The sequence below is a fragment of the Pyxidicoccus fallax genome (genome assembly GCF_012933655.1).
Classification (GTDB): Bacteria; Myxococcota; Myxococcia; order Myxococcales; family Myxococcaceae; genus Myxococcus; species Myxococcus fallax.
Genome location: NZ_JABBJJ010000397.1, coordinates 1 through 10,710 on the forward strand (window position 1 = coordinate 1; position 10,710 = coordinate 10,710).

Annotated in this window: 9 protein-coding genes and 1 pseudogene; 2 read left to right on the top strand and 8 right to left on the bottom strand. The window is 72.1% G+C overall.

What is annotated here, in order from left to right:
- Positions 1-24 precede the first annotated feature (24 nt).
- From HG543_RS46280 to HG543_RS46305, 6 genes are all read right to left on the bottom strand, one after another.
- On the bottom strand, positions 25-807 hold the full coding sequence (locus HG543_RS46280; protein WP_169351369.1) for a hypothetical protein: 783 nt from the start codon (positions 805-807) through the stop codon (positions 25-27).
- Between the two features lie 268 nt (positions 808-1,075).
- Positions 1,076-2,593, bottom strand: coding sequence for an RNA polymerase factor sigma-54 (gene rpoN / locus HG543_RS46285; RefSeq protein ID WP_169351370.1), 1,518 nt, complete (start codon positions 2,591-2,593; stop codon positions 1,076-1,078).
- A gap of 248 nt (positions 2,594-2,841) precedes the next feature.
- Positions 2,842-3,582 (bottom strand): LPS export ABC transporter ATP-binding protein, encoded by a 741-nt coding sequence (lptB, locus tag HG543_RS46290; protein ID WP_171818865.1) that lies wholly within the window; start codon positions 3,580-3,582, stop codon positions 2,842-2,844.
- Positions 3,579-4,199, bottom strand: a complete 621-nt coding sequence (locus tag HG543_RS46295; protein ID WP_169351371.1) for an LptA/OstA family protein — start codon at positions 4,197-4,199, stop codon at positions 3,579-3,581. Before HG543_RS46295 ends, lptB begins: the two co-directional genes overlap by 4 nt.
- The gene (lptC, locus tag HG543_RS46300; protein WP_169351372.1) at positions 4,196-4,750 is read right to left on the bottom strand and encodes an LPS export ABC transporter periplasmic protein LptC; all 555 of its coding nucleotides are present in this window, start codon (positions 4,748-4,750) and stop codon (positions 4,196-4,198) included. The genes HG543_RS46295 and lptC overlap by 4 nt, the downstream gene beginning before the upstream one ends.
- 13 nt (positions 4,751-4,763) lie before the next feature.
- Complete coding sequence (locus HG543_RS46305; RefSeq protein ID WP_169351373.1) at positions 4,764-5,717, bottom strand: LpxL/LpxP family acyltransferase; 954 nt, start codon at positions 5,715-5,717, stop codon at positions 4,764-4,766.
- Between the two features lie 17 nt (positions 5,718-5,734).
- Between HG543_RS46305 and astB the strand changes: the two genes are divergently transcribed.
- Positions 5,735-7,057 (top strand): N-succinylarginine dihydrolase, encoded by a 1,323-nt coding sequence (gene astB / locus HG543_RS46310; protein WP_169351374.1) that lies wholly within the window; start codon positions 5,735-5,737, stop codon positions 7,055-7,057.
- A 147-nt stretch (positions 7,058-7,204) separates the two neighbouring features.
- Positions 7,205-7,726, top strand: a complete 522-nt coding sequence (locus HG543_RS46315) for an aminoacyl-tRNA deacylase (protein WP_169351375.1) — start codon at positions 7,205-7,207, stop codon at positions 7,724-7,726.
- 17 nt (positions 7,727-7,743) lie between these two features.
- Here HG543_RS46315 and HG543_RS46320 read toward each other — a convergent pair whose 3' ends face one another.
- Both HG543_RS46320 and HG543_RS46325 read right to left on the bottom strand, forming a co-directional pair.
- Positions 7,744-10,368: an O-antigen ligase family protein gene (locus HG543_RS46320; protein WP_169351376.1), complete on the bottom strand. Its 2,625-nt coding sequence runs from the start codon at positions 10,366-10,368 to the stop codon at positions 7,744-7,746.
- A 104-nt stretch (positions 10,369-10,472) separates the two neighbouring features.
- Positions 10,473-10,710: pseudogene (locus HG543_RS46325) on the bottom strand (hypothetical protein); the annotation flags it as partial.

Sequence of the window (10,710 nt, forward strand, 5' to 3'; positions counted from 1 at the left end):
CCGCCCGCCCTCCGGACGGCCGCGCTACTGCACGGTGACGACGATTTCCTCCGAGTGGAACACCGTGCCCTCGCACGAGGCGACGCCGGTGCACTCCAGCAGCGTGCCGGGCGCGCTCCCGCTCAGCGTCAGCAGGTGGTTGGCCACGGGCGTGCCGGCGGGCACGGTGAAGGACACGCGCGCCGCGTCCTGCGTGAGGGGGATGTTGGCGGCGGCCGAGCCCCCCTCGCGCAGCAGGGTGGCGTTGACGGAAGCGGGTACCTCCCCGGCGGGCTGCCATTGGTACGTGTACGTCTGGCCACGTGTCAGCCGGTCGGCGTCGCCCGCGCCCTGGAAGGCCAGCCGGCGCTTGGCCTTGCCTCCCCGCAGGACGAGCGAGACGGTCGCCGAGCCATCCTGGAGGACGACGCGCGCGTCCTCGGTGGGCTCCTGGCCCCAGACGTTGGGGTCGAAGTCGAGGAAGGCCCGCGTGGGCACGCACACGCCCCGGCCGGCGGTGTCATCGATGCCGCCCGGCTCCAGGCGCATGGGCGCGCCGTTGAAGGTGGCGGTGACGCCCTCCCCCAGCCGGGTGCAACGGTCGTCCTGCGCGAGGGAGAAGGTGACGGTGAAGCGGTGGGAACCCTCGGGCTCCACGCCCTCGAAGTAGTCCACGTCCGTCAGCGACCAGGTGAGCGTGCGGTCCGCCAGCGCGGCGAGGCCCACCGTCTCGGATTCGAGGTCGCGGCCACAGCCCGCCAGCAGGGTGAGCGCGACGAGCGCGGCGGGCCGCGCGCCGCGGAAGAACCGGGAAGAGAAGAGGTGCATGACGGGGCGTACCCTATACCCGCCGGTAGCGGGTTTCAGCGGGCGAGCGCCCCGTCCCGAAAGACTCCCGCCCCGAGCCGCGCGGAGCCGGTGACGCGCGCTCGCACCCACGGAGCGTCCCGCGGGAGTGGCCGGGAGCTCGCGCCGGGCAGACGGCCTTTCACGACCGCCCGCACCAGGCGCCAGTGCTTCAGGGGAGTGGCCGGGAGCTCGTGCCGGGCAGGCGGCCTTCACGACCGCCCGCGCCAGGCGCCCCGGCTCCGGGACCTCAGTAGTACCGCTTGCGCTTGCTGCTGGGGAGGATGCCCAGCACCTCGCGGTACTTGGCCACCGTGCGGCGGGCAATCTCGGTGCCCTGCGCGCGCAGCAGCTCGACAATCTTCTGGTCCGAGTACGGGTTGCGCGGGTCTTCCTGCGACACGAGCTGCTTGATGTGGTGCTTCACCGCCTCGCTCGCCGTGTCCTCTCCGGAGACGCGGGCGATGGACGAGTTGAAGAAGTACTTCAGCTCGAAGATGCCCTGCGGCGTGTGCACGTACTTGCTGGTGGTGACGCGGCTCACCGTGGACTCGTGCATGCCGATGTCCTCGGCCACGTCCCGGAGGATGAGCGGCTTGAGGTGGGCGATGCCCTTGTCGAAGAAGTCCCGCTGGAACTTCACGATGCTCTCGGTGACCTTGTAGATGGTCCGCTGCCGCTGGTGGATGGAGCGGATGAGCCACATCGCGCTGCGCAGCTTGTCCTGGATGAAGTCCTTCGTCTGGCCGGGGCCCACCGCGCCCGTCTTCAGCGCGTTCCGGTAGGTGCCGGAGATGCGCAGCTTCGACAGGCCGTCGTCGTTGAGCACCACGGTGTAGTCGTCGCCCATCTTGTAGACGAAGACGTCGGGGGTGATGTACTGCGCGTCGTCCCCGCTGAAGTTGCGGCCCGGCTTCGGGTCCAGCTTGGGCAGCAGCTTCACCGCCTCCACCACCTCCTCCATGGGGACCTTCAGGTCCTTGGCGATGGCGGGCAGGTTCTTGGACTCCAGGTACTTCATGTGGCGCTTGATGATGAGGCCCAGCAGGGCCGCGCCCTTCTCCTTCATCCCCTGCAGCTGGATGAGCAGGCACTCCTGCAAGTCGCGGGCGCCGCAGCCGCGCGGCTCCAGCATCTGGATGCGGCGCAGGGTGCGCTCCGCCACGTGCATGGGCACGTCGGCCTCGTTGGCCAGGCGGATGAGCGGATCTCCATCCACTTCCGGCAGCTTGAGGTAGCCGTCGTCATCCAGGTTGCCGAGGATGAGCATGGCGATACGCCGCTCGGCGTCGTTCAGGCGCAGCGTGCCCAGCTGCTCCTGGAGGTGGTCGACCAGGTCCTCCTTCTTGACGAGGTTGGCCTCGAACGACGGCAGGTCGTCCGTGGCCACGTTGCCCTTGTTGGAGGCGGTGGTCGGCTCGTTGAACTGGTAGCTGTTGAGATACTGCTCCCAGTCGATTTCCGGCGGGCCCTCGCCGTCCGCCTTGAACTCCGGCGCGTTCTCCGCCGTCGCGGCGGGCAGCTCCACGTCCCGGGGAATCTCGACGTTGTCGGCCTCCAGCGAGGCCTCGCCCGGCTCCTTGTCGGATACATCGCCAAGCGCCTGCTCGTCCGGCTGCTCGAGGAGGGGGTTCTGCTCCATCTCCTCCCGGACCTGCTCGAGCAGCTCCATGCGCGAGAGCTGGAGCAGCTTGATGGCCTGCTGCAGCTGCGGCGTCATCACCAGCTGCTGCGCAAGCTTCAGGCTTTGTTTGAGTTCCATCGCCATGAGGACGCTGTCTCCCGTTTGATGCGGACCCTTATAAAATGAGGCCGCAATCAAAGACCGTGCCAACGTAACAAGACTGGCTGACTTCGTCTAGTGGCGTGAAGGTGGTTTCCTGCCTACACCGCTCAAATTCTGCAAGGAAACCAACAACTTACACCCACTCAGCGTGACACGGCCGTGTCGGGCAGACAACGCAAAAGCGGGGCCAACCCATCCTAGTCACTCGGTTGGCTGCTGGCCAGTCGTCCCTAGAGCGCTTGTTGCAGGCGGAACCGCTCTCCCAGGTAGACGGCGCGCGCGCGCGGGGAGGCGGCAATCTGGGCGGGCGTGCCCTCTTCGAGAATCTGTCCCTGTGCGATGATGTAGGCGCGGTCGCAGATACCGAGGGTGTCCTGGACGTTGTGGTCGGTGATGAGGACGCCGAGGCCGCGCTCGCGCAGGAGGAAGATCTGCCGCTGGAGGTCGCCCACGTTGATGGGGTCCACGCCGGCGAAGGGCTCGTCGAAGAGGATGAAGCGGGGCTGGGGGATGAGGCTGCGGGCAATCTCGGCGCGGCGGCGCTCGCCGCCGGAGAGCGTCTCGCCCAGCGATTCAGCGACGTGGGAGAGGCCGAACTCCTCCATGAGGGCGTCGGCGCGCTGCTCGCGGGTGCGCTTGTCGAGGTCCTTCTGGAGCTCCAGCACGGACAGGAAGTTGTCGCGCACGGTGAGCTTGCGGAAGACGGAGGCCTCCTGGGGGAGGTAGCCCACGCCCCTGCGGGCGCGGCGGTGCATGGGCATGTCGGTGAGGTCCTCGTCGCCCACGCGCACGCGGCCGGCGTCGGGCGTCACCAGGCCCACCACCATGTTGAAGCTCGTCGTCTTTCCGGCGCCGTTGGGCCCGAGCAGGCCCACCACTTCGCCCGGGGACACGCTGAAGGACACGCCCCGCACCACCTTGCGGCCGCGGAAGGTCTTCTCCAGGCCCTCGGCCATCAGCTTCGCGCTCACTTCGACGTGCCTCCATCGGCGGGCGCCGGCTGCGCCGCCGGCGTCTTCGGGGCCGCGGGGGGCTGGGCCGGAGAGCGTGCGGGAGTGCCCGTGCCCCTCCGGCGCGGCGCCGGGGTGTCGGAGGGGGGCGGCTCGAAGATGATGACGGCGTTCTCCACTTCGAGCCTCTCGCTCCCCAGGGTGAGGCGCACCTTCGTCCCACGCATGTACGTGGTCCCCTGGCGGGCCTCGGGTGAGCCGGTGACCACCAACACGCCGCTGGGCACGTCGTATTCGGCGCGCTCGCCGCGGGCCATGCGGTCGCCGTCCTGCGCCTGCACGCTCCCCGTGCACACCACGCGCGTCACCTCGCGGGGCTGGGTGTAGTAGGCGATGCTCTTGTCGCAGCGCAGGTCCAGCGTGCGGTGCGTGGCCCTCACATTGCCCGTGAGGACGGCCTGGGTCTTCTCGCCGGTGATGAGGTCGGCCTTGATCTGCACCTGGCCCGGTGACTGGGCCGGAGGCGCCAGCGTGCCGGGGGCGCCCGCGGCGGGCGGCGTGCCCGCGTCCGTGGGGGCCGCGCCGGCGGCCGGGACGGGTTGGGCGACGAAGAAGGCCATCACGAGGAACTCAATCACTCTGCCGCTCCCAGCACGGTTTCCACCGAGCCCGCGAAGATGAACGTCTCATCCGGGAAGGACAGCTCGAAGCGGTCCGCCCGCATGCGGTAGTCCGGTCCCGTCACCGTCACGCCCTCGTTTCCATGGGCCCGCTGGGTGTTGGCGTCGTACGTCAGCCGGGGCGTGCGGGCCACCATGCCATCCCCGGTCTTGATGACCACCCCACCCGACCCCACGACCTGCTTGGACGTGAGGTTGCCCTCCATATTCGGAGCGCTCACCTCCACCCCGCCGGACGCCCCCGGAGGAGCCCCCTCGGAGAGCTTGCCGGGTGGGAGCTTGAGCGTGGCGTTGGTCCCCTGCACGTCCCCCCCGGCGCGCTGGTACGTCAGGCGCTCGGCGGTGCCGGAGAGGCTGAGCCGCTCCCCCTCGAAGGAGTTCATGCGCGCGCCGTACAGAACGACCTGAGGCGGCGGGTCTTCCGGCTGCTGCGGCCCCGGGGCACGGCGGGGCGAGCAGCCGGCGAAGGCGGCGACGAGGACGACGAGGCTGGCGGACAGGCGTGACACGGGGCCCTCCTTATCACCGGGCCGCGGCCTTCGCCGCCTCCGGAAGCGGTGAAGGTGCGGCGGTGGGCGGACGCGTCTTCCACCGCTGGTGCATCCACACCCACTGCTCGGGTGTACGGCGGATGGCGGCTTCGATGCGCAGGGACAGGGCCGCGGTCAGCTCCAGGGCCGCGGCCTCGCGGTCTTCAACCTGTGGCACCGGCACCTCTTCCATGGAAAGGCGGTAGCCCTCGCCGTCGCGGTGGCAGAAGCCCGTCACCACGGCGGCGCCGGTGCGGATGGCGAGGTCCGCCGCGGCGCGGGGCGTGGCGGCGAGCTGGCCGAAGAAGGGCACGAAGAGCGACTGCACCTTCGTGTCCTGGTCGATGAGGATGCCGAGGATTTCGCCGCTCCGCAGGGCGCGCAGCATGGCCCGCGCGGCGCCCTCCTGGCCGCGCCAGATGCTGCGCACACCGCCCCGCTCGCGGAAGCGGCCCACCAGCTCCGTGAGGCGCGGGTCGGTGGTCTCCTTGGCGATGCTCTGGCTGGGGTAGCCCGCGCGGGCCACCCGCCGGGCGAGCAGCTCCCAGTTGCCCACGTGGCCTGACACGAAGACGACGCCGCGGCCCCGGGCCAGGGCGGTCTCCAGCACGCGGCGGTCCTCCTCCGGCCAGGCCACCAGGCGCTCCAGCCCCTGGTCCAGGGCGCCGGTGCAGGCCACCTCCATCGCGGCGGCGCCCAGGTGCCGGAAGGCGGCGCGGCCCAGCTCGTGCCGCTCCGCGTCGGACTTCTCCGGGAAGGCCACGGCGAGGGACTTGAGGGCCTTGCGCCGCTCACCTCCGGCCAGGGTGTAGGCCAGAGAGCCCAGGCGCGCGCCCAGAGTCCGGGCCACCCCCAGGGGGAGAGGTTGGAGGAGTAACAGCACTCCGCGAATGAGCAGGTAGCGGAGGAAACGTTTGAGGCGCTTTGCTAAGGGAGGACGCTCCACAGGGCGTTCAATATCCCATGCGCGAATACAACTTCGACGGGCTCGTCGGTCCCACCCACAATTACGGCGGTCTCTCGCCCGGCAACCTGGCGTCTCAGAGCCACGGGGGAGAGCCGAGCCACCCCCGGGAGGCGGCGCTCCAGGGCCTGGAGAAGATGCGCTTCGTGTCCGGCCTGGGCGTCGGGCAGGCGGTGCTGCCGCCCCAGCCGCGCCCGTCGCTGCGCGCCCTGAGGGCGCTGGGCTTCACGGGCACGGACGAGGAAATCATCACCCGCGCCGCGCGCGAGGCGGAGCACCTGCTGCGGCTGACGTCGAGCGCGTCCGCGATGTGGACGGCCAACGCCGCCACGGTGGCGCCGAGCTCGGACACGGCGGACGGCCGCGTGCACCTGACACCGGCGAACCTGTCGCAGATGTACCACCGGGCCATTGAAGCGGAGACGACGTACGCGGTGCTGCGCGCCATCTTCGCGGACACGCGGCACTTCACGGTGCACGCGCCGCTGCCGGGCAGCAGCCACTTCGCGGACGAGGGCGCGGCGAACCACACGCGGCTGGCGACGCCGGGGCATGCGGGCGTGCACCTGCTGGCGTGGGGCCGCAGCGCGTGGCAGGACGTGCCGGGTCCCAAGCGCTTCCCGGCGCGGCAGACGCTGGAGGCGAGCCAGTCGCTGGCGCGGTTGCACCAGCTGGACGCGAAGCAGGTGCTCTTCCCGCAGCAGCATCCGGAGGGCATCGACGCGGGGGCGTTCCACACGGACGTCATGGCGGTGGGCAACGAGCGGTTCCTGATGCTGCACGAGCTGGCCTTCGTGGACCACGCGGGGCTGCTGCAGATGCTGCGCGAGAAGCTGGGGCCGGAGTTCCGCGCGGTGGTGGCCACGAGCGCGGAGCTGCCGCCGAAGGACGCGGTGAAGTCGTACCCGTTCAACTCGCAGGTGCTGACGCTGCCGGACGGCACCATGGCGATTGTCGCGCCGATTGAAGCGCAGGAGACGCCCGCGGCACGCCAGTTCCTGGAGCGCGTGGTGGCGGAGGACACGCCGGTGAAGGCGGTGCACTACCTGGACGTGCGCCAGTCGATGAACAACGGCGGTGGCCCGGCGTGCCTGCGGCAGCGGGTGTGGCTGACGGACGCGGAGCGCAAGGCGATCACCGCGGACGTCTTCTACACGCCCGCGCTGCACGACTCGCTGGCCGCCTGGGTGCGCCGGCACTACCGCGAGGTGCTGCGCCCCAAGGACCTCCAGGACCCGCAGCTCGTGCGCGAGACGATGACGGCGCTGGACGAGCTGACGCGCATCCTCAAGCTGGGGAACGTGTACGACTTCCAGCACTGAGGCCTTCCTGCCTCCCTGCCCTACCGACGGGCCAGGAAGCCCCCGGTGGGCGGGAATGGCCACGGGAGGACCGTGCGTCGTCTTCGTACGATGGTCTTACCCGGCGGGGGTAACCACCTTCTCTGACAAGGAGGTGACAGTTCCCCCATGATTCCGGAATCCATCCAGCATTACCTCCGGCGACACGGCGTGCGCTTCGAGCGGTATTGGCACCCTCGCGCCGTCACCGCCCAGGAGCTGGCCCAGGCACTCCACGTCTCCGGCTGGCGCGTGGCCAAGTCCGTCATCGTCCTGGCGGACCGGCAGCCCTGGATTTTCGTCGTGCCCGCCGCCGGCACCGTGGACCTGCGACGCGTCCGTGAAATCCTCGGCGTCCGCACCGTCCGCCTGGCCACCGAGGAGGAGTTCTCCCGCCGCTTCCCAGACTGCGAGGTGGGCGCCGAGCCCCCCTTCGGCGAGCTCTACGGTCTGCCCGTCGCCGTCGACGAGTCACTCAGCCTCACCGAGCGACTCCTCTTCCGCGCCGGCTCCCACGAGGAGGCCCTGGAGATGCGCTTCCAGGACTTCGCCACCCTCGAGTGGCCCCTGGTCGCGTCGTTCATCCAGGAGCAGCCCCGGCACCTCGCCCACATGCCCCAGCCCGAGCTGGAGTCCCACGCGCCCGCCTGACACGTCCCGGGACGCGGCTAACGCGCGTCGTCCGCCGCTTCTCCCGAGCCGCCCGTGTTGCGCAGCAGGTGCTCCAGCTCCTCGGCATTCGGGTCCTGCTGGAGTTCCTTGCGCCGGGTGTCCACCCGCGCCCGCTCCGCGGCCTCCAGCCGGGCTGCCCAGGCCTCCGCGTCCTTGCGCGCCCCGGGCGGCAACATCCGCATGCCCTCGTGCACCGAGCGCGCCGCCGCGTCATACCGGCGCAGCGACTCCTGCGTCCGCGCCACCGCGAACCAGGCGTCCGGCCCCGGCGCCAGCCGCGCCGCCGTCAGCCGCCGCTCCACCGCGCGCGACAGGAGCCCCTCGCGCTCCAGGCAGGACGCCTCCAGCGACAGGAGCCGCGCCCGCTGCGCGTAGTCCGTCAGGAAGGGCGACACCGCCTGCAGCGTGTCCTTCGCCCGCCGCGTCAGCCCCGCCTCCAGCTGCTGATGCGCCAGCGTGAAGGACAGCTCCACGTGGCCCGGGAAGCGCGCCAGCAGCCGCTCCAGCGTCTGCAGTGCCTCCTCGCGCCGCCCCTGCGCCCGCAGCACCTCCGCCCGGAGCAGGTGCGACTCCAGCGCCTCCGGCTCCAGCCGCTCCACCTCGGCGCACGCCGCCTCCGCCCCGTCCAGCTCGCGCTGCCGCAGCCGCAGCCGCGCCTCGCGCACCCACAGCGCGGCCAGACCCGGCCGGCCCTCGAAGCGCTCGCGCGCCCAGCTCGAATAGGCCCGCGCCAGCTCCAGCCGCCCCGCCGTGTTCGCCAGCGAGTCCAACAGCCGCACCGCCATCTCCGGCGCGTCCGGCGTCAGCGCGGCCACCTCCTCCACCGTGCGCGCCCGGCGAAGCGCCTCGCTCAGCAGCACCGTCGCGTCCCCGGCCTCGTGCGCCAGCCGGTACTCCAGGAAGCCCTGCGAGGGACGCCCCAGCGCCAGCAGCGCCCGCGCCGCCACCCGGTGCGCCACGGCATCGCGCGGCGCCAGGTACAGCGCGCGGTTGACGAAGGCCAGCGCCTCGCCCGCCGACTCGCGCCCGTGGGCCGCGTACGCGGAGGCCACCAGCCGGTACAGCAGGTAGTCCGAGGGGTGCCGGTCGATGAGCGCCAGCCCGCGCGAGCGCACGTCCTCCAGCGGCGCGCGCGACGCGACGAGCCCCGCCAGCTCCGCCTCCGCGTCCGCCACCGCGTGCCGCCCGGGCACCAGCGCCACCAGCCCCAGGCCCGCCAGCGCCACGCTCGCGCCCAGCAGCAGCGGTGAGGGCCTCACGCCCCCCGGCTTCCCGTCCGCACGCCCGCGCCGGGGACGCGCCACCGCGCCCAGCACCACCAGCGCCGCCACCGCGCTCGCCGGCAGCTCCAGGGCGAAGTCGAAGAGGTCATGCAGCGCCAGCCCCGCCACGCCCGCCAGCGCCGCCAGTTCCAGGGCGTCCAGCCCCTCGCGGCGCAACAGCCGCGCGAAGCCCCACGCCGCCAGGCCCAGCAACAGCAGGCCCGGCACGCCCAGCTCCACCGCCGCCTGCAGCACCGCGTTCTCCGGGTGCGTGAAGGTGTTGGGATTGGGCGCGGACTGGTAGCGCGGGAAGGCCGACTCGAAGGCACCCCGCCCCATGCCCAGCACCGGGAAGGCGCGCGCGGCCTCCGCCATCATCGGCCACAGCGACACCTTGGACTGGCGCAGCTCCTCCACGCTGTCCGCCGTGCGCGCCTCGGCCCACAGCCGGTCCGCGGCCGTGTACGCGCCCACCGCCAGCACGGCCAGCAACCCCAGCAGCGCGGCGGCGCTCCGGGCCCACACCGGCGGAGCGCGCCCCGTCGTCTCATGGCGCCTGCGCAGCAGCAGCAGCAGCGCCAGCAGTGCCTGGCCGAAGACGAAGAAGGCGATGCCGCCGCGCGACAGCGACAGCATCACGCCCAGCCCTCCGGCCGCCGCCGCCAACGCGTAGGGCAGCGCGCGCGAGCGGGGCCGCGTGGTGAGCGCCAGCCCCAGCGCCACGGTGGAGGCCAACCCGAGGAAGCCCGCGAGGTGGTTGGGGTTGCCGAAGGGCGTCACCAGCGTGGGCCGCGCGTGCACCCACGACATCAGCCCGAAGAGGCTCTTCACCCCGACGAGCGCGTGCCCCAGCCCCACCACCGCCAGGGCCGCGCCGGTGAAGGCCAGCACCGCCAGCAGCCGCACCCGCGAGCGGCGCGAGCGGCACACCTGCACCGTCGCGAGGAACGCCAGCAGGTAGGCCAGGTGCTTGGACAGCTCGCGCCAGGTGGCTGTCGGGTCCAGCGACACCGGCCGCGCGCCTTCGAGCCCCAGCGGCACCAGCGCGAACTCGCGCAGCGCCGCCGCCTCCGGGCTCAGCACGCCCAGCACACCCGCGGGCAGTGGCACCAGCTGCACCGCGCACAGCGCCGCGCCGGCCGCCAGGGGCACCGCCAGCAACGGGAAGCGCAGCGACTGGCCCTGCCGCTTCGCCCCCACCGCAGCCAGCACCGCCGCGGCACCGGAGAGCGCCATCAGCGGCCACAACAACCACGAGGCCGCGCCACCGAGCGCCAGCGGGCACAGCACGACGAGCGCCGCCAGCGCCGCTTCGGCGAGCAGGGTGAACCGGGAGGTGCCGCGGTACGAGAGGGACATGCGCGAGGCGAAAGGGGCCGCGAGTATGTCACGCCCCGCCGCGCCCGCCCGCTTCCCGCCACACTCCCGGCCGGACAGGGGCCGGGCGTGCGTGGGGCAATGTGTCAGAAGCGCAGGGCGAGCAGGGGAATCGTGGGCCGCGGCTGCCACCGGCGCGCCTGAAGTGTGGAGCGCGCGTCACGGCGGGCCTTGAGGTCGCGCAGCTCGTCCTCCAGGCGGATGCGCTCGCGTACCAGCTCCTCGCGCCGGGCCCGGGCGACACTGGATTCCTGGGAGCCCGTGATGAGTCCGGTGATGAGCAGCCCCACGCCCACCAGGTGGCCACCTCGCGGTTGGAGGCGC

Bases quoted from the DNA above. Each gene is read 5' to 3' on its own strand.
- HG543_RS46280 (WP_169351369.1), bottom strand. From the start codon at position 807: ATGCACCTCTTCTCTTCCCGGTTCTTCCGCGGCGCGCGGCCCGCCGCG.
- rpoN (WP_169351370.1), bottom strand. From the start codon at position 2,593: ATGGCGATGGAACTCAAACAAAGCCTGAAGCTTGCGCAGCAGCTGGTG.
- astB (WP_169351374.1), top strand. From the start codon at position 5,735: ATGCGCGAATACAACTTCGACGGGCTCGTCGGTCCCACCCACAATTAC.
- HG543_RS46315 (WP_169351375.1), top strand. From the start codon at position 7,205: ATGATTCCGGAATCCATCCAGCATTACCTCCGGCGACACGGCGTGCGC.
- HG543_RS46320 (WP_169351376.1), bottom strand. From the start codon at position 10,368: ATGTCCCTCTCGTACCGCGGCACCTCCCGGTTCACCCTGCTCGCCGAA.